General features: G+C 68.1%; 12 protein-coding genes and 2 pseudogenes. 7 read left to right on the top strand and 7 right to left on the bottom strand.

What is annotated here, in order from left to right; genetic code table 11:
* Window positions 1-760, bottom strand: a pseudogene (locus D7V97_RS15440) (hypothetical protein); the annotation flags it as partial.
* A gap of 213 nt (window positions 761-973) precedes the next feature.
* Here D7V97_RS15440 and ruvX point away from each other — a divergent pair.
* Window positions 974-1,432, top strand: coding sequence for a Holliday junction resolvase RuvX (gene ruvX, locus D7V97_RS15445; RefSeq protein WP_120611401.1), 459 nt, complete (start codon window positions 974-976; stop codon window positions 1,430-1,432).
* A gap of 37 nt (window positions 1,433-1,469) precedes the next feature.
* On the opposite strand, the gene D7V97_RS15450 is transcribed toward ruvX, so the two are convergent.
* Complete coding sequence (locus D7V97_RS15450) at window positions 1,470-3,056, bottom strand: glycosyltransferase family 39 protein (protein ID WP_120611402.1); 1,587 nt, start codon at window positions 3,054-3,056, stop codon at window positions 1,470-1,472.
* A 571-nt stretch (window positions 3,057-3,627) separates the two neighbouring features.
* Here D7V97_RS15450 and D7V97_RS15455 point away from each other — a divergent pair.
* The 4 genes from D7V97_RS15455 (at window position 3,628) to D7V97_RS15470 (ending at window position 9,645) form a co-directional block, all read left to right on the top strand.
* On the top strand, window positions 3,628-5,691 hold the full coding sequence (locus tag D7V97_RS15455; RefSeq protein ID WP_120611403.1) for a PrkA family serine protein kinase: 2,064 nt from the start codon (window positions 3,628-3,630) through the stop codon (window positions 5,689-5,691).
* A gap of 40 nt (window positions 5,692-5,731) precedes the next feature.
* A complete protein-coding gene (locus D7V97_RS15460) occupies window positions 5,732-6,841 on the top strand; it encodes a DUF444 family protein (protein ID WP_120611404.1) in 1,110 nt (369 codons plus the stop codon).
* Window positions 6,842-6,876: 35 nt separating this feature from the next.
* Window positions 6,877-8,370 carry a SpoVR family protein gene (locus D7V97_RS15465; protein ID WP_120611405.1) on the top strand — a complete coding sequence of 498 codons (1,494 nt, stop codon included), beginning with the start codon at window positions 6,877-6,879 and terminating at the stop codon, window positions 8,368-8,370.
* Between the two features lie 90 nt (window positions 8,371-8,460).
* Window positions 8,461-9,645, top strand: a complete 1,185-nt coding sequence (locus D7V97_RS15470; protein WP_199728820.1) for a peptidoglycan DD-metalloendopeptidase family protein — start codon at window positions 8,461-8,463, stop codon at window positions 9,643-9,645.
* A gap of 70 nt (window positions 9,646-9,715) precedes the next feature.
* On the opposite strand, the gene D7V97_RS15475 is transcribed toward D7V97_RS15470, so the two are convergent.
* Window positions 9,716-10,300: a DUF2378 family protein gene (locus tag D7V97_RS15475; protein WP_120611407.1), complete on the bottom strand. Its 585-nt coding sequence runs from the start codon at window positions 10,298-10,300 to the stop codon at window positions 9,716-9,718.
* Between the two features lie 270 nt (window positions 10,301-10,570).
* Between D7V97_RS15475 and D7V97_RS15480 the strand changes: the two genes are divergently transcribed.
* Entirely contained in the window at window positions 10,571-13,078 is a 2,508-nt protein-coding gene (locus D7V97_RS15480; protein WP_120611408.1) for a glycogen/starch/alpha-glucan phosphorylase, read from the top strand.
* A gap of 63 nt (window positions 13,079-13,141) precedes the next feature.
* Here the strand turns inward: D7V97_RS15480 and D7V97_RS15485 are convergent, their stop codons facing one another.
* The 4 genes from D7V97_RS15485 to dnaE form a co-directional block, all read right to left on the bottom strand.
* On the bottom strand, window positions 13,142-15,094 hold the full coding sequence (locus tag D7V97_RS15485) for a M3 family metallopeptidase (RefSeq protein ID WP_199728821.1): 1,953 nt from the start codon (window positions 15,092-15,094) through the stop codon (window positions 13,142-13,144).
* 224 nt (window positions 15,095-15,318) lie between these two features.
* Window positions 15,319-20,262, bottom strand: a complete 4,944-nt coding sequence (locus D7V97_RS15490) for a lamin tail domain-containing protein (RefSeq protein WP_120611410.1) — start codon at window positions 20,260-20,262, stop codon at window positions 15,319-15,321.
* 126 nt (window positions 20,263-20,388) lie between these two features.
* Window positions 20,389-21,192, bottom strand: a complete 804-nt coding sequence (locus D7V97_RS15495; protein WP_120611411.1) for an SDR family oxidoreductase — start codon at window positions 21,190-21,192, stop codon at window positions 20,389-20,391.
* A 23-nt stretch (window positions 21,193-21,215) separates the two neighbouring features.
* Complete coding sequence (dnaE, locus tag D7V97_RS15500; protein WP_120611412.1) at window positions 21,216-24,761, bottom strand: DNA polymerase III subunit alpha; 3,546 nt, start codon at window positions 24,759-24,761, stop codon at window positions 21,216-21,218.
* 244 nt (window positions 24,762-25,005) lie between these two features.
* Here dnaE and D7V97_RS15505 point away from each other — a divergent pair.
* Window positions 25,006-25,527: pseudogene (locus D7V97_RS15505) on the top strand (arylsulfatase); the annotation flags it as partial.

The following is a 25,527-nucleotide window of genomic DNA, read 5'->3' on the forward strand; positions in this document are numbered from 1 at the left end:
CGCCCGTACCGCCGCCCGGCCGGCCCGGCACGCTGCCTCCTCCCGTGGTGGGCGGCGGGCAGTCCGACCGGGGCGGTTCGCAGTCCGACGGCGCGGGGGACGGACGGCCCGGCCGCTCCGGACGTCCGTACTTCTCGAAGTCTGCGGCGAGCCGCTTCGACTCCAGCTGGAGGGTCCGCACGTCGATGCGGTCGTCGTTGAAGTTCGGCACCACCGGCAGGCCGAGCAGCGTCTTCTTCGCCGTGTCCGCCTGTTCGAAGAAGGTCCGGTTCTCGACCAGGAACTTCGCCGCGTCCCGCAGCATGGGCGACACGTTCGTGTCCTGCGCGACGCGCTGGAGGTCGCCGTGCGACAGCGAGCCGTCCTTGCGCCCGTCCATCAGGTCCAGGTAGCCGAAGTTCGCCTCCAGCGTGCGCAGCGAGTCCGCGTAGTCCAGCAGCCGCGGATCCAGCGGGCTGCGGGCCCCGGGCGTCCCCTGCGTGGAGCCCGCATTCGAGGACGGCGCGTAGCCTGCTCCCGCCGTCGCCGCGTCCTTCGGCGCGCAGTACTCCGTCTTCGCGGGTGGGTGCTTCTTCAGTTCGTCCGCGACGCCCAGGGCGCCGCTGGCCGCCATCATCACGTTGCCGGTCATCACCCCCGCGGCCGTCTTGATGGAGTTGGTAAGGACCGGGGGTAGCCCCAGGGCATTGCCCGCCAGGTCGACCACGGAAGACATCGGGCCGCCCAGCAGGTTCGCCACGCCTTTGAGGATGTCGAGCATCGGAACTCCCGCGCGACGGGTTGAAGTGGGTGCTGCCAGAAAGCCGCGCGCCGTCTCTTCGGACGGGACAGGGGCATTGCAGCGGCGATGCCGACCGTGGCACCGGGCGCGGTGAGACAAATCCAGGGGTTGGGCGCGAGGACTGTCCGCATGCGTCCCCTGGCGCGGACGGGTCGGTCCCACGCGGAGGATTGCGGCTAGAGTCCGGCGCCCATGCGCACCTTCGGGCTCGACTACGGCACCAAGACCATCGGGGTGGCCGTCTCGGATGGACTGGGGCTCACCGCCCAGACGGTCACCACCGTGCGGCGCACGTCGCTCAAGGCGGACCTCGCGGAGCTGTCCCGGCTCGTGAAGGAGTACGAGGTCACCCGCATCGTCCTGGGGCTGCCGCTCAACATGAACGGCTCCGAAGGTCCGCGCGCGGAGGCCTCACGCCGGTTCGCGGACGTCCTGGGCCAGTCGCTGGGGCTGCCCGTGGAGCTGTGGGACGAGCGGCTGTCCACCGTGGCCGCCCAGCGCACCCTGCTGGAGGCCGACGTCAGCCGCGCGAAGCGCCGGGAGGTCATCGACCAGCTCGCCGCGCAGTTCATCCTGCAGGGCTGGCTGGACGCGCACCGCGCCCCGGTCGACGAGGGCTACGACCCGGACGACTACGACCCAGAGGCCTGAGGAGCCGCCTGAGCCGCCTCCGGGAGCTGCTCACTGCCTACGGCCGGCGGCGGTAGACGTGCAGCGGCGCGGAGAAGCCGTCCTGCTCCAGGTACGCCACGCCGTCGAGCGTCAACGTCCGCCCCTCCAACCGCACGCCCGGGTCCTTCAACAGCGTCCCCTCGTCGAAGCGCACCAGCACGTCCGGATTCGCGTCCTGGAGGCGCTGACGGAAGGTGTCCCAGCGCACGCGCGCCAGGCGCATCTCCGGCAGCCCGGAGAAGAAGGCGAGCTGCAGGTCCATGTACCGCGGGTCGTCGTCGACGGCCGCCGCGCCGCCCTTCGCCGCCACCTCGTCCTTGAGGAAGCGCGCCACCTGCATCACCGCCACCGGGTTGGTGGACGTGGGGCTCACCGGGCGCAGCGAGTCGTGCAGCCCGCCCTCGGTGCGGAACGTGTACAGGCCCAGCGCCACGGGCATCACCACCGCCAGCACCGCGCTCACGCCCACCACCGCGCGGCGCGCGAAGGCGCCCCGGTTCGCCACCACCGCCGCGAAGCCTGGCGCCAGGAAGACGGGCAGCAGCACCAGCTGCGTCACCGTGAAGCGGGCCAGCGGCACGAAGCTCAGCATCACCGCCGCGCGAAAGGTGAAGTACAGCGAGGGCACCACCGCCATGGCCACCAGCCAGCGCGTCTCCGGGTGCTGCTTCCACGCCTTCACCATGCCCACCGCGCCCAGCAGCGCCACGCCGGGCGTCAGCGTGAACAGCGCCACCGCGGGCCAGAACCCCAGCTGCTGAAGCCGCCACACCAGCGCCCCTCCCGCTCCCCCGGAGTCCACCACCCACTGCCGGTGGAAGTCGTCCACCGCCTTCATGGGGAAGAACGGATCGCCGTGCGCCAGCTCGTTGCCCTGCATCCACAGCAGCGGGAACGGCAGGCACGCCAGCCCGAAGCCCACCGCGCGCGTGAGCGACGCCACCCGGTCCTCGCTGCTGAACACCAGCGCCACCGTGATGAGCGGGATGTACATCCACGCGTCGTAGCGCAGCGCGCACGCCAGGTTGAGCAACATGCCGGCCCAGAAGAGCGGCTGGAAGCGGTTCTCCTCCACCCCTTCCGCGACCAGCGCGAAGACAGCGAGCATGAAGAAGAGCGACACCGCTTCGCTGCCCGCCGTGGTGGAGAACTGCAGGTGCATGCCCCAAGCGGAGAAGGCCAGCCCCGCGGCCACGCCCGCGCGCCAGCCGAACAGCCGCCGCGTCAGCGCGAACAGCGGCACCACCGACAGCACGCCGAACACCAGGCTCACCAGCCGGCCCGCCACCTCGCGGTCGAACACCGACAGCACCGCGCCCACCAGGTACAGGTGCAGGGGGCCGAACTGGTACGTCCCATCCTTGTACGAGGTGATGACGTGCGGCGCGTGGAGCCACCGCTCCGCCAGCTCGGTGCGCACCACCGCGTCCCCGTAGAGGTTCTCGTTGAGGAAGAACACCCCCAGCCGGGGCAGCAGCGCCGCCACCAGCAGCAACCCCACGAGCCACCGCAAGGACGGTTCAGGCCGCGGCGCGGGCACCGCGGACAGGCCGGGAACCGAAGGGGTGGGAGCAGGGGCGGCGGGACTCGTAGCGGGGAGCATGGCGCGCGGGAGGATACGCAGGCAGGGCTCAAAGCCAAGCCAGCGACCCACCCACCTGCCTGATGCCCGCCCGCCTGCCGCTGCCTCCCTGGAGCACCAAATCCCCGGGCACCGCCGGATTCGCGCTGTTACGGACCCTTCCGGGCGGGACGGAAACGGCACACAGGCCGTCACGCCGACATGTGGAGCGGACGGGGACGTCGCCCCACAGGGGGCCTGCCTGGACGGGGTGTCCTCCAGCAGGGGCACAATCGTCGGGAAGTACGCGGTTGTGCGTGGTGGGATCCGACACATCGCACCGGGGGGGCTCCTCCCAGCGTGGGTCAGGGTCCTTATAATCGAAGTGCCTTTTCACCCCGTGAAGGGGAGCGGCTTCTCTCTCCGACACGAGCTGACGCGCGGTCCCACTCCGCGGCGGGGTCCCGAAGGGGCGTGAGCATCGCGATTGTCGTCGCCTGGGACCTCATCGGGGTGGGTGTGGAATGGCCTTCCAGCCCTCCAGGTTCACCATGCTGGCTTCCTGGAAGAACGCGAGCGTTCGCGTTCCTCCGGCAGCCTTCGAGGGAGAGACATGAAGGACGCTGAGAAGGGCTCGTGGGTCTCCAGAATCGCCGCGTTCCAGGATGTGAAGACCTACGCGGAACTCAACTGGGACGGCTCTTTCGAGGACTACCTCGAAATCGTCCGCAAGAACCCCAAGGTCACCCGCACCGCCTTCCAGAGGATCTACGACATGATCCTCAGCCACGGAAAGTCGGAGTACATCGACAACAAGAAGAAGCTGACGCGCTACCACTTCTTCAGTGACGAGCGCTTCGGCGGCCGTGACGCCATCTTCGGCCTGGACGTGCCGCTGATGAAGCTGGTGAACGTCTTCAAGTCCGCGGCCCAGGGCTACGGCACGGAGAAGCGCGTCATCCTGCTCCACGGGCCCGTGGGCTCGTCCAAGTCCACCATCGCCCGCCTGCTCAAGAAGGGCATGGAGGAGTACTCCAAGGTCCCGGAGGGCGCCGCCTACACCTACTCCTGGCTCACCGACAAGAAGCAGCCGGACGGCACGGTGGTGAAGGAGAAGATGAAGTGCCCGATGAACGAGGAGCCCCTCAACCTCATCCCCAAGGAGTGGCGTCCCAAAATCTTCGCGGAGCTGTCCCCGCCGGAGTCCGGCTACACCATCCCGGACGGGTGCGAGCTGTGCCCCGCGTGCCGCTTCGTCTTCAAGGAGCTCATGACCCAGTACGGCGGCGACTTCGCCCAGGTCATGAACCACGTGCACGTCAACCGGCTCATCTTCAGCGAGAAGGACCGCGTGGGCATTGGCACGTTCCAGCCCAAGGATGAGAAGAACCAGGACTCCACCGAGCTCACCGGCGACATCAACTACCGGAAGATCGCCGAGTACGGCTCCGACTCCGACCCGCGCGCCTTCAACTTCGACGGCGAGTTCAACATCGCCAACCGCGGCGTCATTGAGTTCGTGGAAGTGCTGAAGCTGGACGTCGCGTTCCTCTACGACCTGCTCGGCGCGTCGCAGGAGCACAAGATCAAGCCGAAGAAGTTCCCGCAGACGGACATCGACGAAGTCATCATCGGGCACACCAACGAGCCCGAGTACAAGAAGCTCGAGAGCAACGAGTTCATGGAGGCGCTGCGTGACCGTACGGTGAAGATCGACATCCCGTACATCACCAAGCTCACGGAGGAGGTGAAGATCTACGAGAAGGACTTCAACTCCCGCGCCATCAAGGGCAAGCACATCGCGCCGCACACGCTGGAGATGGCCGCCATGTGGGCCGTCCTCACGCGCCTGGAGGAGCCCAAGAAGCACAACCTGTCGCTCCTGCAGAAGCTCAAGCTCTACAACGGGAAGACGCTGCCCAACTTCACCGAGGACAACATCAAGGAGCTGCGCAAGGAGAGCGTGCGCGAGGGCCTGGAGGGCATCAGCGCCCGCTACATCCAGGATAAAATCTCCAACGCCCTGGTGAGCGACAAGGGCGAGGGCTGCATCAACCCCTTCATGGTGCTCAACGAGCTGGAAGCCGGCTTGAAGACGCACTCCCTCATCAACAACGAGGACGCGCGCAAGCGGATGAAGGAGCTGCTCACCACGGTGAAGCAGGAGTACGAGGACATCGTCAAGAACGAGGTCCAGCGCGCCATCAGCGCCGACGAGGACGCCATCGGCAAGCTGTGCGGCAACTACATCGACAACATCAAGGCCTTCACCCAGAAGGAGAAGGTCCGCAACAAGTACACCGGCATCTACGAGGTCCCGGACGAGCGCTTGATGCGGTCGATTGAAGAGAAGATCGACATCCCGGAGAGCCGCAAGGACGACTTCCGCGGGGAGATCATGAACTACATCGGCGCGCTCGCCGTGGAGGGCAAGACCTTCAACTACCGGACCAACGAACGGCTGCACAAGGCGCTGGAGCTGAAGCTCTTCGAAGACCAGAAGGACAGCATCAAGCTCAAGAACCTCGTGTCCTCCGTCGTGGACAAGGAGACCCAGGAGAAGATCGACCTGGTGAAGGACCGGATGATGAAGAACTACGGGTACTGCGAGATCTGCTCCACGGACGTGCTGAACTTCGTGGCCAGCATCTTCGCCCGCGGCGACGCGAAGGAGTGACGCGAACACCTGACGCCTTGCCCCAGAGGGACGTGACACCGTGACCTTGAAGATCCACCAGGACCACTCCCGCTTCAAACAGATCGTCCGCGGGAAGATCAAAGCCAACCTGCGCAAGTACGTGCAGAAGGGCGAGATGCTGGGCAAGAAGGGCAAGGATGCCATCAGCATCCCCATCCCCTTCATCGACATCCCGCGCTTCAAGTACGGCCACAAGGAGCAGGGCGGCGTCGGGCAGGGCGAGGGCGAGGTGGGTCAGCAGCTCGGCCCCGGGGCGGTAGAGCCCGGGGACGGGCACCAGGCCGGCCAGGGCGAGGGAGACCATGCCCTGGAGGTGGACGTCACCCTGGAGGAGCTGGCGCAGATATTGGGCGAAGAGCTGCAACTGCCGCGCATCGAGCGGCGGCAGAGCGAGCGCATCGTCACGCAGAAGGTGAAGTACACGGGCGTCAACACCACGGGCCCGGAGTCGCTGCGGCACTTCAAGCGTACCTTCAAGCAGGCCCTGAAGCGGCAGATCGCCACCGGCACCTACGACCCCAAGATGCCGGTCATCATCCCCACGCGCGAGGACCGGCGCTACCGCAGCTACAAGCTGCAGGAGCTGCCGGACACCAACGCGGTCATCATCTACATGATGGACGTGTCGGGTTCGATGGGGGACGAGCAGAAGGAGATCGTCCGCATCGAGAGCTTCTGGCTCGATACGTGGCTCAAGCACCAGTACAAGGGCCTGGAGTCGCGCTACATCATCCACGACGCGGTGGCCCGCGAGGTGGACCGCGACACGTTCTTCCACACCCGTGAATCCGGCGGGACGATGATCTCCAGCGCCTACAAGCTGTGCCGGGAGATCATCCAGGCGGACTACCCGAAGAGCGCGTGGAACATCTACCCGTTCCACTTCAGCGACGGTGACAACTGGAGCGCGGACGACACGCGCCAGTGCATCGAGATGCTCAGGGGCGACATCCTCCCGCAGGTGAACCAGTTCGCCTACGGGCAGGTGGAGTCGCCCTACGGCAGCGGTCAGTTCATCAAGGACCTGCGCGAGGCGGTGGGTGACACGACCAACGTCGCGTTGAGCGAGATCGCGGACAAGGACGCCATCTACACGTCCATCAAGGACTTCCTCGGCAAGGGGCGCTGAAGCGCTCGCCCATCCCCAACCGGAGCACCCGCCCGATGCCCAAGAGCCTGACACCCCGCCTCGCCGCGCTGCGGGATGAAATCCATGGCTACGCCAAGGAATTCGGCCTGGATTTCTTCGAGACCGTCTTCGAGATGGTCAGCTACGACGAGATGAACATGGTGGCCGCCTACGGCGGCTTCCCCACCCGCTACCCCCACTGGCGCTGGGGCATGGAGTACGAGCAGCTGGCGAAGGGGTACGAGTACGGGCTGTCGAAGATCTACGAGCTCGTCATCAACAACGACCCTTGCTACGCCTACTTGATGGAGAGCAACCCGGAGGTGGACCAGAAGCTGGTGATGGCCCACGTCTACGGTCACTGCGACTTCTTCAAGAACAACTTCTCCTTCCGGCACACCAACCGCCGGATGATTGACGACATGGCCAACCACGCCACCCGCGTCCGGCGCTGGGTGGACAAGATTGGCGTGGAGAAGGTGGAGGACTTCATCGACCGCACGCTGTCGCTGGAGAACCTCATCGACCAGCACGCGCCGCACATCCGCAGAAACCCCGACCCGCAGCGCGCGGAGGAGGAGCTCAAGTCCAACGAGCGCGTGGAGGGCTTCAAGGTGAACCGCGAGTACATGCGCGGCTACATCAACCCTTCGGAGTTCCTGGACTCGCAGCGCAAGCACTCCGAGGACGAGAAGCAGCAGCGCAAGCGCTTCCCGGAGCGCCCCCAGCGGGACGTGCTGTACTTCCTCTTGGAGCACGCGCCCCTGGAGCCGTGGGAGGTGGACATCCTCTCCATCCTCCGCGACGAGGCTTACTACTTCGCGCCGCAGGGCCAGACGAAGATCATGAACGAGGGGTGGGCCAGCTACTGGCACTCCACCATCATGACCCGCCGGGCGCTGCGCGACGATGAGATCATCGACTACGCGGACCACCACTCCGGCACCATGGGCGTGCGGCCCGGGGCCATCAACCCGTACAAGCTGGGCATCGAGCTGTGGCGGGACATTGAAGACCGGTGGAACAAGGGCAAGTTCGGCAAGGAGTGGGACGAGTGCGACGACCTGCGCGCCCGCCAGGCCTGGGACAAGAAGCTGGGCGCGGGGCGTGAGAAGATCTTCGAGGTCCGCAAGCACTACAACGACATCACCTTCATCGACACGTTCCTCACCGCCGAGTTCGCCCAGCAGCAGAAGCTGTTCGTGTATGGCTTCAACGACAAGCGCAACTCGTGGGAGATTTTGGACCGCGAGTTCCGCAAGGTGAAGAACAAGCTGCTCACGTCGCTCACCAACTTCGGCCAGCCCATCATCGAAGTGGTGGACGGCAACTACGAGAACCGCTCGGAGCTGCTGCTCGCGCACAAGCACGACGGGCAGGACCTGAAGGGCGACTACGCGCGGGAGACCCTGCGCAACCTCCAGAGCCTCTGGCGCCGGCCGGTGAACATCATCACCCGCTACGACGGCAAGGGCGCCCTCTTGCGCTACGACGGGCAGCACCACTCGGAGAAGAAGGTGGAGCTGTAGGTGTAGCGCCGGAGCAGGCGGGCGGACAGGCGATGTGAATCCAGGAGTTGGGCGGAGGTGCAACAGTCCTCTACACTCCTGTCCGCCCCCATGAAGACCGCCTCCCTGCTCTGCCTCGCCGCCCTCGCGGCGGCGTCGACCTCCGAAGCCGCCACCCAGTACGACATCAAGAACCGCCGCATCGAGCCGCGCCAGACGCTGGCGGGTGCCCTGCACGACGCGGCCCTGCCCGACGCGCAGGTGGAGGCCGTCATCGCGGCGCTGGAAGGGGTGTTCGACTTCCGCAAGTCCCGCGTGGGCGACCAGTTCCGGCTGGTGATGCGCAACGGCGAGCTGGACTTCTTCGACTACCGCCAGAGCACCGTGGACGAGTGGCAGGTGCGCCGCGACGGCGAGAAATACGTCGGCAGCAAGCGCTCCATCGAGGTGGAGAAGCAGGTGTCCGTGGTCTCGCTGGAGATCAACACGTCCCTGTACGAGGCGACGCTGGCCGCGGGCGAGGATCCGTCCATCGGCCTGGTGCTGTCGGACGTGTTCGCGTGGGACATCGACTTCTACCGCGATGTTCGCAAGGGCGACCGGGCGAAGGCGCTGGTGGAGAAGTTCGTCTCCAAGGGCCGCGTGCTGCGCTACGGCGAGGTGCTGGCGGCCACCTACGAGGGCGGCCTCGTGGGCAACAAGCGCGTGTTCCGCTACCTGCTGCCCAACGGCGAGGCCAACTTCTTCCAGGAGGATGGCGCGAGCGCCAAGAAGACCTTCCTCAAGAGCCCGCTGAAGTACGCGCATGTCACCAGCAGCTTCGGGTCGCGCTTCCACCCGGTGCTCCAGTACGTGAAGAATCACAACGGCGTGGACTACGGCACCCCCATTGGCACCCCGGTGTGGGCCGTGGCCGACGGCACCGTGGTGTCCGCGGGCAACGCGGGCGCCGCGGGCAACATGGTGGTGCTGCGCCACTCCAACGGCATGGAGACGCAGTACATGCACCTGTCGCGCTTCGGTGACGGCGTGCGCAACGGCACGCGCGTGCGGCAGAAGCAGGTGATTGCCTATTCGGGCAACACCGGCCGCTCCACCGGCCCGCACCTGCACTTCGGCCTGAAGCGCAACGGCGCCTACGCCAACCCGCTCACCCAGAAGTTCCCCCGCGCGGATCCGCTGCCCAAGGAGCTGACCGGGGACTTCCTCGCCAAGGCGCACGACATGGCCCAGCAGCTGGACGCGGTCTCCGTGGCCGCCGTCGCGGGCCAGGCGGCGCCTCCGCCCGCGAAGTAGCCGCTACCTTCCGCCTCGACGCCCTTCGGGCCCCCTCCCCTTCACGGTGGAGCGGGGCCCGACGCGTTTCTCAGGCCCACTCGATGAGGTACTCGGATTCGCCCAGGCAGAGCTCGGTGCCGCGCACCTGGCCCTCGCGCTGAAGGGCGCTGAGGGCCGCGGCGAGGATGCCCTCGTGCACCTGCACCGGCAGCAGGTCGTCCTTGAAGTGCAGCCGCACGCGCTTGTCGCCCAGGGCCAGGTACTCGCGCTGCCCGTAGCTCACGGCGGTGGCGTAGGAGGCGGGCGCGTTGCTGTAGATGCGCTTGGGGTCGCCGCCGACGGTGAAGCGCAGAAGCGTCTGCCCCACCGTGGACTCGAAGAAGGTCCCGCAGATGGCGCCGCCGCAGGCGCGCAGGGCCTCGTCATGCGTGCCGAAGGCGGGCTGGAGCGCTTCCGCCGCGAAGGCAATCAGGCGCAGGAAGTCCACCGCCGGGTAGGAGAAGAAGTCCACCGGGTTGCGCTGCAGGAGCGGCGCGCGCAGGCGCTCCGCGGCGTCATTCCCCAGGTGCTTGCGCGTGAGGTGCAGCACCGCCGTGAAGCTCAGGCCCCGCACCGTGTCGCCGGGACGGGTCAGGGCGATGCGCTGCTCCAGGTCACGCAAGGGAGAGGCCATTCTCCTGGGTTCTACCCCAATTCCTCACGCAATCGGGATTCCAAGCGAAGCCAGTCCACGGGGCCCTCCCCGCCAACGCCGGAGCATGTCCCGGAGGGTCCTCGCGCACCTTCCCTCCCTGGTGGGGGGAGCGGGCATCCCAGGGGACGGGCTGCGGCTTTCCGGTGCCTGAACAGGCCCGACACGATACCCTCGCACGCGGTGCGCTCTCGTCCAGACGGGGGCGCCCGGAAGCACCCACCTCTTCGTGACCCACGAGACGACCGACTTATGGCTCCTCCTGCCTCCGCGCGCCCCGCGCCGCCTCCGCCCACCTCCTCGGGCACGCCCGAAGACAGCGGCCGCACCGGGCTCGACGCGGCCAGCGTCCGTCGCGGCTTCTTCGAACACGTGCGCTATTCGCGCGGCAAGAACCCGGAGACGGCCACCGCGCATGACCGCTTCATGGCCCTGTCCCTCGCCGTGCGCGACCGTCTCACCGACCGCTGGGTGAAGACGGCCCGCACGTACTACGAGCAGGACGTCAAGCGCGCGTACTACCTGTCCGCGGAGTACCTGCTGGGTCGGGCGCTGGGCAACAACCTGCTCAACCTGAATATGTACGAGTCCGCCGCCGCCGCCATGCAGGAGGTCGGCGTGGACCTGACGCAGCTCTTGGAGATGGAGCCGGACGCGGGCCTGGGCAACGGCGGCCTGGGGCGGCTGGCGGCGTGCTTCATGGACTCGCTGGCGACGCTCGGCTACCCGGGCATGGGCTACGGCATCCGCTACGAGTTCGGCATCTTCTCCCAGGACCTGGTGGAGGGCTACCAGGTGGAGCGCGCGGACGAGTGGCTGAAGTTCGGCAACCCGTGGGAGATCGTCCGGCCGGAGAAGGCCGTGCCGGTGCGCTTCTTCGGACGCGTGGAGCACCACCAGGGCCCGGACGGCCGCCCGGTGGCGCGCTGGGTGGGCGGCAAGACGGTGATTGGCGTGCCGTACGACACACCGGTCGCGGGCTACGGCAACAACACCGTCAACACGCTGCGGCTGTGGCAGGCGCGCGCGAGCGCGGAGTTCGACCTGCTGCTGTTCAACGCGGGCGACTACGAGCGGTCGGTGGTGGAGAAGAACGACTCGGAGGTCATCTCCAAGGTCCTCTACCCCAACGACGCGTTCCAGGCCGGCAAGGAGCTGCGCCTGAAGCAGCAGTACTTCTTCGTGGCGTGCTCCATCGCGGACATCGTCCGGCGCTACCTGAAGAACCACAGCGACTTCCGTGAGTTCTCCCGCAAGGCCGCCATCCAGCTCAATGACACGCACCCGGCCATTGGCGTGGCGGAGCTGATGCGCGTGCTGGTGGATGAGAAGCACCTGCTCTGGGACGAGGCCTTCTCCATCACCCAGGAGACGTTCGGCTACACCAACCACACGCTGCTCGCGGAGGCGATGGAGCGCTGGCCGGTGTCGCTGTTCGAGCGCCTGCTGCCCCGGCACCTGGAGATCATCTTCGAGATCAACCAGCGCTTCATGCGCCAGGTGCAGATCCGCTACCCGTTCGACGTGGAGAAGCAGCAGCGGATGAGCCTGGTGGAGGAGGGCCCGGAGAAGAAGATCCGCATGGCCCACCTGGCCGTGGTGGGCAGCCACAGCGTCAACGGCGTGGCCGCGCTGCACACGGACCTGCTGCGCCGGGACGTGCTGCCGGACTTCGCGCAGATGTACCCGGAGCGTTTCAACAACAAGACGAACGGCGTCACGCCGCGCCGGTGGCTGGCGTGGTGCAACCCGCGCCTGTCCAAGCTCATCACCAGCCGCATCGGCGAGGGGTGGGCCACGGACCTGGACCAGCTCACGAAGCTGGAGCCGCACGCGGAGGACCCGGCCTTCCGCCAGGCGTTCCGCGAGGTGAAGCACGCCAACAAGGTGGACCTGGCCCAGCACGTGCGCGACCTGCGCTGGGTGCAGCTCAACCCGAACGCCATCTTCGACGTGCAGATCAAGCGCCTGCACGAGTACAAGCGGCAGCTGCTGGACGCCATCCACATCGTGGCGCTGTGGATGAAGGCGCGGCGCGACCCGTCCAGCGTCGTCCACCCGCGCGCGTTCCTCTTCGGCGCGAAGGCGGCGCCGGGCTACCACCTGGCGAAGCTGACCATCCGGCTCATCAACGGCATCGCGGAGGTGGTCAACAGCGACGCGGGCACCACGGGGTTGCAGGTGGTGTTCGTGCCCAACTACCGGGTGAGCCTGGCGGAGCGCATCATCCCGGCGGCGGACGTGTCCGAGCAGATTTCGACGGCGGGCTGGGAGGCGTCCGGCACGGGCAACATGAAGCTGATGCTCAACGGCGCGCTGACGCTGGGCACGCTGGACGGCGCCAACGTGGAGATCCGCGACGCGGTGGGCGACGAGAACTTCTTCCTCTTCGGCCTCACCGCGGACGAGGTCATCGCGCGCAAGAAGGCCGGCTACCGGCCGCGTGACGTGTACGAGTCCAACACGGAGCTGCGCGAGGCGTTGGACCTCATCCGCTCCGGCTTCTTCTCCCCCGAGGACCGCAACCTCTTCCACCCGCTGGTGGACAGCCTGCTGGACGAGGACCGCTACCTGGTGCTCGCGGACTTCGCGGCGTACATGGCGAAGCAGGAGGAGGTGGTGCGCGCGTACCAGGATCAGGAGTCCTGGACGAAGAAGTGCATCATCAACGTGGCGCGCGCGGGCATCTTCTCCTCGGACCGCACCATCAAGCAGTACGCCGAGGAGATCTGGCACGTGCAGCAGACGAAGGTGGAGTGAGCCTCCGGTGAAGTCCCCGGCGCGGGCGGCTCTTCTTCAAGCCGCCCGCCCCGTGTGGCCTGACTACGCGGCCTTGTTGAGCCAGGCCTCGTAGGCGCGGAAGTCGTAGTCACGGCCCAGGAAGCGGTTCACCAGGCGCGCGGCGTCGTCGGAGCCTCCGGGCTCCAGCACCGCGCGCCGGTACGCCTGCGCGGGCGCGGGGTTGAGCAAGCCCTGCTTCTGGAACACCGTGAAGAGGTCCTTCGCGATGACGAGCGACCACATGTACGTGTAGTAGTTGGACGAGTACCCATCCAGGTGCCCGAAGGTGAGGTGGAAGTACGTGCCCTCCAGGTACGGGAAGGGGATGTACTGGCCCTGCAGCTCGCGCACGAGCGCGGTGGCGTCCAGGCCCTTGGGGTCGCGCCGGTAGAGTTCCAGGCTGAGCGCCGCGTAGAACATCTGCTGGCGCACGAAGAGGCCCTTGCCGAACTCGTCCGCGCGCAGCATGCGCTCCACCAGCTCCGCGGGCAGCTTCTCCCCCGTCTGGTAGTGCGTGGCGAAGGTCTGCAGGCACGTCACGTCGCGCGCCCACTCCTCCAGCATCTGCGACGGGGCCTCCACGAAGTCCCACTCCGTGCGCACGCCGGACAGGCCCGCCCACGGCGTGTGGCCGCCGAAGATGTGGTGCAGCAGGTGGCCGAACTCGTGGAAGAAGGTCTCCACGTCGCGGTGCTGCATGAGGGCGGGCTCTTCACCCGGCTTCGGGAAGTTGCAGATGAGCGCGCCTTCCGGCAGCCGGCGTCCGGCCTTGCCGCTGGTCAGTGTGAACTGGGCCGCGTGCTTGTACTTGTCCGCGCGCGGATGCATGTCCAGGAAGAAGCGGCCCTTGAGCGCGGTGCCTTCGTAGACGTCGAAGACCTCCACCTCCGGGTGCCACACCGGCACGTCCTTCACGGGGCGGTAGGTGACGCCGAAGAGGCGGGAGGTGAGGTCCAGGACGCCCTGCTTCACGCGCGTGTATTCGAAGTAGGGGCGCACCGTCTGCGAGTCGAAGGCGTACTGCTCCGCCTTCACGCGGTCATCCAGGTAACCGGAGTCCCAGGGCTCCACCTGGGTGGCGCCGGGTTCGTCCTTCTTCTTGCGCTCCAGCAGCACCTGGTAGTCGCGCTTCATGCGCGCCTCCGCGGCGGTGGAGATCTTCTGGATGAAGTCCCGCGCGGCGTCCGCGGTGCGCACCATCTTGTCCTCGGTGGCGTAGGCGGCCCAGTGCGGATAGCCCAGGAGCGTGGCCAGCTCATGGCGGCGGGCGACGAGCCGGCCCAGCACGTCCACGTTGGCGGGGTGGCCGCGCTGGCGATTGGCGCGCCAGACCTGTTCGCGGGCCTTGCCGTCGCGCGCGTAGGTGAGGAAGGGCACGAGGTCCGGGTAGTCGGTGGAGATGCGCACCTGGCCGTCCGGACCGGGGGCGTGCGCTCGCGCGTAGTCCACCGGCAGGCCGTCCAGCGCGGACGGGGGCAGGGCCACCGTACGGGTGTCCTGGCTGATGTTGCGGCTGAACTCCTGGCCGATGCGGATCAGCTCTTCCTGGAGCGCCTTCACCTTCTCGCGGGTGGCCTCGTCGCGGTCCACGCCGGCGCGGCGGAAGTCGCGCAGCACCTTCTCCATCCACTTGCGCGTGGCGGCGTCCTCGCCGGACAGGTCCACCGCGGAGAGGACGTCGTAGACGCCCCGGTCCATGCGCAGCTCGTTGGAGAGGTTCTCCAGGGACTGCTCGGCGGCCTCCGCGGCCGTGCGCAGCGCGGCCTCCGGGTGGGTGTGGCGCACGACGCTGGCGCGCGCGGAGGCGTCGTCGAGTGTGGCGGAGGTTTCGTCGTACAGCTCCAGCACGTCGCGGGTGGCGCGCGGCGCGGGCATGGACTTGAGGCGCGCGATGCCAGCGCGGGCCGTGGCCAGGGCCTCCTCGCTCGCGCGGCGGAAGTCCTCCGGCGGGCAGGTGACATGGCGGGCGGCGACGGGGACCAGGGACTCGGACACGGGAAGGGCTCCTCTCAAAGAGGTGCCAAAGCTAATGCGCCCCGCACGCAGGGGCAGCACCCGTGTGAGGGCGGCAGTCCCTTTGCCGGACATGAGGCCCCCTGCCCTGCCCCGTCCGTCGGACGGCGGACGGACGGGCGGGCCTGGAGGGCCCTCAAACGGCGGAGGCCGCCCCGGCGTGGTGCCGTGGGCGGCCTCCTGGGTTCAACCAAGCCGTGCAGGCGTCAGTAGAACTCGAGCGGGCTCAACGAGTTCTGCGGCTGCCGCGCCGCGCGGGTCACGAAGTCCACGGAGTTGTTGTCCGTGTCCTGAGCGTTGCCGCGCGCTGCGTCCGTGCCCCCCACGGCCATGGTGGCGGAGGTGGAGGTGGACACGGCCTTGCGCTCCAGGCTGCCACCCACCGCCGGATGAGCGGGAGCGGCGGTTCCCTCGGGGGAATTCCCGGTGCCCCACCCCAGCTTGTCCACGTCCACGTACGTCCCGCTCACGAGGCGCTGGACGCGGACGTGGCCTCCCGCCGTCGGGGAGGCGGAGGTGTCGAAGGTGTACGAGACATCCGCGGGGGTCGTGGCACCGCCGCTGTAGTTCGCCCCCGCCAGGAGGAAGTAGCCGTGGGCGCGAATGACCTTTCCGGCCGGAATGGTGACGGGCGCGCCCCAGGCGGGCCCGATGGCCGACCTGTAGCTGACCTGCCAGGTGGACAGGTCCACGTCCGCGTTGGTCGGGTTGTAGAGCTCGATGAACTCGTCCGTCGCGGCCGTCCCCGAGCCGTTGCCACCACTGAACTCGCTGATGACCACGTGGTTCGTCAGCGGAACCTTGCCCACCAGCACCGAGCCGTAGGTGCCAGCGGGCGGCACCGTCTTGCCGTTCTGGTCGCAGTACACCCACGGCTCACCCGCGTCCGTGAACCGGTAGCGGAAGCCGTATTTGTACGTGCCGAACGTGGGGATCTGCAGCGTCGCCTTCATCTCGTCGTTGTTCGAGTTCGGCGTGGTGAAGCCCGGGTTGAAGTCCGCCGCCTTCCACGTCCAGCCCGCCGGGTTGGTGGCGTCCGTGCCGTAGCCCAGCTGCGCTTCGATGCGGGGGTAGTAGTCGTTGCCCTTCGTGTTCCGCTGCGTGACGTCGTAGCTGTAGAACTGGCTGAAGATGTCATAGCTGTCGGTGGTGTTGATGCTCGCCGGGTAGACACCGTCACCGGACGGGAACGTCTTCGGGTACTGGAGGACGCAGTAGTTGAGCGGCTTCTCCACGTTCAGGCCGCAGTCGTCGTTGGACTGGCCCGGCGTGCCCCGGTCCCCACCGGACAGGCTGCCGGACGAATCACACCAGTACCAGGCCCGCGCGCTGCCATTCGTCCCCACGATGCTGGATGCAAGGCTCATCGCGCGTCCCGTCGTCTGCGGGAACGCATTCGTGTACGTCAGGCTGTCCACCGTCACCGCGCCCTGCTTGAGGGTGATGGAGCCGGTGTTGTCCAGGGAGATGTCCGTGCCCCAGGCGTGGTTCGCCGCCACGCCGCCGTTGTTGGCGAAGTTCGCGTTCTGCGCGAGCACCGTGCGGCCTCCCGCCGGCACCAGCAGCGCGTTGCCGTGATTCACCGTGAAGGTCTCCGCCGTGCCCGCGCCGTTCACCAGGTTCACCACCAGGCCGTTGGCATCCAGCAGCTTCGACGTGGTGTTGGTCAGCTCCAGGTACTCCGTGGTGCCCGCGGACGGCGAGTGCATCACCTCCGAAAGGACCAGCTCGCCCGCGCCCGGGTGGGGCGCCGTGGCGCACGCGCCCGCGTAGCAGACCGCGTCCGCGCCGGGGCAGGCCTGGAGGGTCATCTCGCCGTCCTCGCAGGTCGGCGCGCCGTTCCGCACCACGCACACCGACGAGTACACCTCCAGCGACGTGCCGTCCTCCGCGCACTGGGACGCGGGCGGCGTGCACACGTAGCCGTTGCACGGGTCGGTGGTGGCGGTGCTCGCGGTGGCGAGCGCGCTGCCGTTGTCCGCGCCGTCGAACGCCTTCAGCGCGAAGTGGTACGTCGTGGCTTCCGTCAGGCCGGGGACGGTGAAGGACTCCGCCGTGCCCGCCGCCTGGGGTGAGCCCACGCCCGTCACGAGCGTGGCCGAGTCGAAATTGGCGTCGGTGATGGGGGATGTGGCGTAGCGCAGCTCGTAGCGCGCGGCCGTGCCCAGGACGCCGTCGTCACCCGGGGCCTGCCAGTCCAGCCGGATGCTGTCGCCGGACACCGCCGTCGCACTGAAGCCCGCCGCGGCGGCCGGAGCCTGCGTATCGGCGACGCTCAGGTCCCCGGACGTGATGTCCTGGAAGCCATCCGCGCTCGCCTGGAGCTGGTACGTGCCTTCGTCATCGACGCTGAGGCCGCTGAAGGTGGCCACACCCTCCACGGTCGCGCGCGTGGGAACGCCTTGCGCGAAGGTGCCGCCCACCAGGGCCAACCGCACGTCAGCCGACGCGTTGGTGACGGTGTTGCCGTAGGCGTCCTGCACCGCGACCTCGATGTCCGCCAGCGCCTGCCGCACGTCACCCGTGACGGGCGCGGAGACGAACACCACCCGATCCACGGCCGCGGGGATGATGGAATAGGTGTGCGTGGCCGTGAGCGACGGATCCGCCACGTCCTCCGCGGTGACGTCCTGGTCTCCCGCGGTGCGCAGCTCCACGCTGAAGGGGTGCCGGCCCTCGTCCAGCAGGGTGAACGTATAGGCACCGGGCAGCACCGCCTGCGCGTCCGTGGAGGAGAACGTCACCGTGGACGCGTAGTCCTTCGCCACGTTGCCGTAGGCGTCACGCGCCACCAGCTCGTAGCTCAGGGACTGGCCCGCGCCAAAGGGGCCCGCGCTCGCGACGACCTCGAGGGACGCGGCCGTGCTGGCGCGCACGTCGGTGTCCACCGTCGCGGTGAGGGCCGCGTTGACGGTGTCCGTGGCGGTGAGGGACTGCGTCCCCGCCGTCTTGAACACGAGGCCGGAGACCGTCTTCTCGCCCTCGTCCGCCGAGGCGAAGGTCACGTCCGAAGGCACCACCGCCTGCGCGTCCGAAGAGGTGAAGTGCACCGTGCCGACGTAGTCCGTGAGGCGGTTGCCGAAGGCATCCGTCGCGGACACGGTCACCGAGAGCGAAGCGCCCGCGGAGACGGAGGCCGGGAGGGCCGCCAGCACGAGCTTCGCCGCCGCACCGGCGCCCACCGTGAAGGACTGGCTCACCTGGGTCAGCGCGCCCGCCGTGGCGGTGAAGGTGAACGTGCCCGCCGTGTCCACGCGCAGCCCGTGGAAGGTGGCCACGCCATTCACCGCCGCCACCGGCACCGCCGTGAAGCCGGGCTGGCCGGTGAGGGTCAGCGTCACCACCGTGGTGGCCGTGGGAACAACATCGCCGCGCGCGTCCTGGAGCGACACCTTCACGTCCGCGAGCGCCGAGCCCGCGTTGCCATTCGAAGGCTGCTGCGTGAACGCGAGCTGCGTCACCTGCGGATCCACCGTGGACACCGCGAGGCTGTCGGACCGCGCGAAGTTGCCATGCGCGTCCGCCACCTTCAGCGCCACGTGGTACGTGCTGCCCGCCGCGAGCCCGGAGAGGGTCGCGGACTGCACCGTGCCCGGAGGCACCGGGGCACCGACGGTCACCGGCGTCGCCGCCGCGAAGGCCGCGTCCGAATCAATGGGCGTCGTGGCGTAGCGCAGCTCCTGCGCCGCCAGCGGCCCCTGGGTGCCGTCATCTCCCACGCCCGTCCACTGCACGGTGAGGCTGGTCTCCGTGGCCCCCGTCTGCGTCAGCACCGGCTTCGCGGGAGGCACGTCGTCCACGACCTCCAGGTCGCCGCTGGTCGCATCCGGCAGGCCCTGCGCGGAGGCGACCAGGTGCGTGACCCCGTGCCCCGCCACGCTCAGCGCCGTGAACTTCGCGACGCCATCCACGGGCGAGGCCACCTTCGTGCCCGACAGCGTGAAGCCCGCCTGCGGCAGCGACAGCGTCACCGACGGCGCCCCCACCGGGACCGTGTTGCCGAAGGCGTCCTTCAACTGGACCTCCACGAGCCCCAGGGTCGCGCGCGTCGAGACACGCACGGGCTGCTGCGTGAAGACGAGCTTCGCGACAGGGCCGGCGGACACGGCCACGCGGAAGTTGAACGAGATGGGCTGCGTGCCGTCATCCAGCTTGAGGTCCTGGGCTCCCGCCGTCCGGAAGGTGATGCCCTTGAAGGTGTACTGCCCCGCGTCCGCGGCGGTGAAGGCGTGGGCAGCGGGCAGCGTCGCGGCCGGGTCCGTGGACGTCAGCGTCACCGTGCCCGTGTAGTTCGTCACCGTGTTGACGTAGGCGTCCTGCAGGGTCACCTGGAGGTCCTGCGCCACACCCGCCACCGCCGTCTCCAGGAGCGTGCTCAGCCCCACGGCCACCGGCGCGCCGGGCGCCACCTTGAAGAAGGTGCTCGCGGCCGGCTCGAAGCCCGGGGCGTTCGCCATGAAGTGGTAGTTCGCTCCGGCCCGCTTCAGCACCACGTCCGGGAAGCGCGCCACGCCCGCCACCGTCGTCACCTTCAGCAGGCCCTCCGGAAAGACGATGCCCCCGGAGCCCAGCGACAACGTCACCTCCGTCGCGCTGTCCGGCACCACCGCGCCGCTGGCGTCCTGGATGGCGACCTCCAGCCCGCTCAGCGGCACGCCCGCCACGCCGTCCGGCAGCGCCTCGCGGAACACCAGCTTGCGAATGGAGGGGGCCGCGACGAACTCCACCCTCGCCGTGACGGGGAGCGCCACCTGCGCGCCGTCCACGTCCGTCACCGACGCGCGCACCTGCTTCACGCCCGCCACCGTCGACGCCACGAGCGCCTGCGACTGGCCGTTGGCCGCCGTCGCTTTCGCGGCCACCGCGACGACCGCGCCGTCGCCCTCCACCGTCACCGTCACGGGCCGCCCCGCCAGCGGAGAGCCGGCCTTGTCCAGCACCGTCACCGTGACGACCGCCCCGTCATGGCCGTCCGGGAGCACGCCCGTGGGCCGGTCCACGGTGAGCGTGGAGGACTCCGCGCTCACCACGCCCTTCACCTCGGGAGGGGGCTGCGGGGGAACACCACCGTCGCCACACCCCAGCGACAAACCCAGACACAGCACGCTCAACCCCAGACAGCGGGCGAGCACTTCGAAACGTGGGGACATGGAGGTCTCCGACCAGCGGGCAGCCTCCGCGCGGCGACACAGGCCTGCGCGGGGTTGCACTGGTTTCTATCAGACATCCCCTCACGTAAGGAATGCCAGGCCGGAACCTTTCAGCTCAACTGAAATTCAGCCGTTCATCGCCTGGAGGAGCGCGGCGCCGCCCAGGAGGGACTGGCCGCCGTCGCAGACCATGATGGAGCCGGTGATGTAGGAGGCCGCTTCGGAGGAGAGGAAGAGGGCCAGCCGGGAGATGTCCTCCGGCGTGCCGAAGCGCTGGAGCGGCAGGGCCCCGGCGAGCTTCTGGCGCGAGTCCTCCGACGGCGCGAGCCGGCTCATGCCTTCGGTGCCCTCGATGGGGCCGGGGGTGATGGCATTGACGCGCACGCCCGCGCCGCCCCACTCGATGGCCAGCACGCGGGTGAGCATGTCCACGCCGGCCTTGGCGGCGCACACATGGGCCTGCATGGCCATGGGCAGGTAGGCCTGGGGCGCGGAGATGGTGATGACGGAGGCGCCCGGCTTGCGCAGGTGTTCGAAGGCGGCGCGCGCCACGTTGAACGTGCCCAGCACGTCGATGTCCATCACCGCCTTGAAGCCGTTGGACGACATGCCCAGCGCGGGCGCGGGGAAGTTGCCCGCGGCGCCGCACACCAGCACGTCGATTTCACCGTACGCGTCCTTCACCTGCTGGAGCGCCTTCTCCACGGACGCGTAGTCGCGCACGTCGGCGGCGACGCCCATCGCGGTGCCGTGGGCCTGGAGGCCCTTCACCGCGCCCTCCAGCTTCTCCACGTTGCGGCCGTTGATGGCCACCTTCGCGCCCGCCTTCGCGAACGCGGTGGCGATGCCGAGGTTGATGCCACTGCTGCCACCGGAGATGAAGGCCGTCTTGCCCTTCAGCAGCCCATCCCTGAACACGCCATCCGCCATGGAGTCGCTCCTTCGCGAGTGAATCAGCCGAACTCCACGACCTTCTGCCCGAAGAGCTTGTCCACCGCGAGGAGCAATTCGTCGTTCACCTGCACCTTGAGCGTGGTGCCGGCGATGTGCGCTTCGGCCTCCCCGGGGAACAGCACGCTCACCGCCACCGGCGTCGCGCCCGCGTACTTCTTCGCCAGCTCGTTGAGCTTCGCCAGCCGCTCCTCGGTGACGACGTCCGCGGGCAGGCGCAGCTCCAGCCGCTTGGTGCGCTTCTCCCGCACGGACTTGAGGCTCTGGATGTCGTCGACGATGAGCTCCGCGGTGGGCGTGTTCTCGTCGCGCTGCGAAATCTGCACCGTGCCCGTCACCAGGATGGGGTCGTCCGACTTGAGCAGGTGCTCCCACTGCTCGTAGCCCGGCTTGGGGCCCTGCTTGGACCACTTGCCGTCCTTGCCCATCACGTTGCGCGTGCCGTCCTTGCCCGGGAAGCACACCAGCTCCGTGGAGCCGGACAGGTCTTCGATGGTCACCCACGCCATGCGCTTGCCCGTCTTGGTGGGGCGCTCGCGCAGCACGGTGATGATGCCCGCCACGGTGATCTTCTCATCGCGGCGCGCGCGCTGCACGGCGGTGATGGGCCGCGCGTAGCGCTTCAATTCCTTCTCATACTGGTACAGCGGGTGGCCGGACACGTAGAAGCCGATGGACTCCTTCTCGTAGGCCAGGCGCTCCTTCTCCGGCCACTCGTCCACCGACGCGTAGTCGTCCTTGAGGCCGGTGCCGGCGGAGGCCGGGCCCGACAGCATGCCGAACAGCGAGCTCTGGCCCGCGGCCTTGTCCTTCTGGCTGGCGGATCCGCGGTTCATCGCGCGCTCGATGGTCTCGAAGAGCTGCGCGCGGGGGCGCTTCTCGAAGTCGAAGGAGCCCGCCTTCACCAGCGCCTCCAGCACCTTGCGGTTGACGCGCCGGCCGTCCACGCGCTCGCAGAAGTCGAACAGGCTCTTGAAGGGGCCCTCCTTGCGCGCCTCCAGGATGGACTCGATGGCGCCCTCGCCCACGCCCTTGATGGCGCCCAGGCCGAAGCGGATCTTCCCGTCCACCGCTCCGAAGGCCAGGTCGGACTGGTTCACGTCCGGCGGCAGCACCTGCGTGCCCGACTCGCGGGCCTCGCCGATGTGCTTCACCACCTTGTCGGTGTTGTCCTTCTCGCTGGTGAGAAGGGCGGCCATGAATTCGCACGGGTAGTGGGCCTTGAGCCACGCCGTGTGGATGGTGACCAGGCCGTACGCCGCGGAGTGGCTCTTGTTGAAGCCGTACTCGGCGAACTTCTCCATCAGGTCGAAGATTTCGCCCGCGACCTTCAGGTCCACGTTGTTGGCCTTGCAGCCCTCCATGAAGCCGGCGCGCTCGGCCTGCATGACCTCGGCCTTCTTCTTGCCCATGGCGCGGCGAAGCAGGTCCGCGCGGCCCAGGGTGTAGCCACCCAGGACCTGCGAAATCTGCATCACCTGCTCCTGGTACACGATGACGCCGTAGGTGTCCTTGAGCACCGGCTCCAGGTTCGGGTGCGGATACGACACCTTCTCCCGGCCGTGCTTGCGGTTGATGAAGACGTCCACCATGCCGGCGTCCAACGGGCCCGGGCGGTAGAGCGCGCCCGCGGCGATGACGTCTTCGAAGCAGGACGGCTTGAGCTTCATCACCATTTCGGTGAAGCCGCTGGACTCCATCTGGAAGACGCCGGCCGTGTCGCCCTTGGCCATCAGCGCCCACATCTCAGGATCGGTCAGCGGGATCTCGTGCCGCTTGATGTCCTTCTTGTGGTTGCGGTTCACCAGGTCCAGCGCCTGCTGGATGACGGTGAGCGTCTTCAGGCCCAGGAAGTCGAACTTCACCAGGCCCGCGGCCTCCACCTCGTCCTTGGCGAACTGGGTGATGAGGATCTTCTCGCCCGGGGGCGAGTAGACGGGCACGAACTCCCACAGCGGCTTGTCGGCGATGACGACGCCTGCGGCGTGCATGCCGGGCTGGCGGTGCAGGCCCTCCAGCGCGAGCGCGATTTCGAGCACGTCCTTGGTGGTGACGGGGTTGCCCTCCACCTCACCGATGTTGGAGGGCTTTTCGATCATCTCCTTGAGGCGAGGCTCCATCTCGATGGCCTCCTTCAAGGTGATGTTGAGGACTTCGGGCACCAGCTTGGCGATGCGGTCGCCTTCGCTGAACGGCAGGCCGAAGACGCGGCACACGTCGCGCAGCACGCTCTTGGCCTTGAGCGAACCGAACGTGATGATCTGCCCCACGTTCATCTCGCCGTACTTGCGGCCCACGTACTTGATGACCTCGTCGCGCCGGTCCTGGCAGAAGTCGATGTCGAAGTCCGGCATCGACACGCGCTCCGGGTTGAGGAAGCGCTCGAAGAGCAGGTTGTACGGGATGGGGTCCAGGTCGGTGATGCGCAGCGCGTACGCGACGAGCGACCCTGCACCGGAGCCACGGCCCGGGCCCACCGGGATGTTGTGGTCCTTCGCCCAGTTGATGAAGTCCTGGACGATGAGGAAGTAGCCGCTGAAGCCCATGCGCTGGATGACGCCCAGCTCCAGCGTGAGGCGGTCTTTGTACTGCTGGTGGTCGATGGGGTACTGGTGCTTGAGTTCCTCGAAGCGCTGGCGCAGGCCCTCGTAGGCGAGCTCCGCCATGAAGGAGTCCGGGGTGTGGCTGTCGGGCACCTTGAACGTGGGCAGCATGGGCTTGCCCAGCTTCAGCTCCACGTTGCACTGCTCGGCGATGCGCTGGGTGTTGTGGACGGCCTCCGGCGTGTCCTTGAAGAACTCCAGCATCTCCGTGGGGCTGGTGACGTAGAGCTTGTCGGTGGAGTGCCGCAGGCGCTTGCTGTCCGCGAGCGTCTTGCCGCTCGCGATGCACATCAGCAGCTCATGCGCGCGGGCGTCCTCGCGCTTGATGTAGTGCGCGTCCGCGGTGGCGACGAGCGGCACGTCGATGTCGCGCGAGAGCTGCTTGAGGTTCTCGTTCGCCTTGTCCTGCTCGGGCATCCCGTTGGATTGGATCTCCAGGAAGAACTGCCCGGGCTCGAAGATGTTCTTGTACTCGGTGGCGGCGCGGCGGGCGTGGTCCATGTCGCCGCGGAAGCACGCGCTCGTGACTTCGCCGCCCAGGCACGCGGTGAGCCCGAAGAGGCCCTTGCTGTGCTTGGCCAGGACCTCCTTGTCGATGCGCGGGTGGTAGTAGAACCCGTTCATGTACGCGGTGGAGGACAGGTAGCGCAGGTTCGCGTAGCCCTCGTCGTTCTTCGCCAGGAGGATGAGGTGGTGGGCCACCTTCTCCGAGCGGTCCTCGCGCCCCTTGGGCCCCGCGACGTACGCCTCCAGGCCGAGGATGGGCTTGATGCCGGCGTCCTTCGCCTTCTTGTAGAAGTCGATGGTGCCGAACATGTTGCCGTGGTCCGTGACGGCCACGCTCGACATGCCCTTTTCCTTCACCGTCTTGATGAGGTCCTTCATCCGGATCGCCCCATCGAGCAGCGAATAGAGGGTGTGGAGGTGAAGGTGCGTAAAGGACATAAGCGGCAGGTTCCCGGAGTGAAGAAGGAGGCGCCTGAACAGTAGAGCCCGGGTCCCCTGCTCGCCAGTCCAGTGACAGGGCCAGCGTTTTCGGAGGACCTCCCAGGTCCAGGAGCCCGGAAATCCGGCCTGGAAAACACCCGGGGCGGAATCGAGCTTCCCCGCCGTCCGGGCGTGGGCACTTGGGCCGGCCCCGGGGTGGCCTCCGTGGGATTCGTGCCCACGCTCCCCCTGGATGTCCTCCATGGCCCGGTCACCGACGCTCGGGCGTGCCCTCCTGCTTGGCTGCCGGGCGGGCCTGCTCGTCTTCCTGCTGCTCTACACGCTCTGTGCCCTGCTGAACATGCAACTGGGTTACCAGGGGAACGAGAGCCGCATCGTCACCGATTGGGTGTGGAGCGAGTGGCGCGGCGTGGTGCTGTGGCAGGTGGCGCGGCTCATCGCCGCGTACTCGGTCATCGGGCTCGTGCTGGGGGCGCTGCTGGGTGCCGGGGCGTGGGCGGCGGAGCGCAGCCGGCGCGCGGTGTTCGGCTGGAGCGCGCTGGGGTGCCTGCTGGTGGAGGCGCTGGGGATGCTGGGGAACATGGCGCAGCATCCGCACGTGTACGCGGCGACGCTATATGGGCGCTCGGTGGTGACGGCGGCGCTGCTGCGGGCGGTGAGCGGCACGCAACCGTCGGGGTGGTACGCGGCGGCGTGGGTGCTGCCGGTGGTGAGCGTCGTGGCGGTGGCGCTGCGGGGGTTGGGGCCGGTGCCGCGCTGGCAC

Source organism: Corallococcus sp. CA053C, assembly GCF_003611675.1.
Classification (GTDB): Bacteria; Myxococcota; Myxococcia; order Myxococcales; family Myxococcaceae; genus Corallococcus.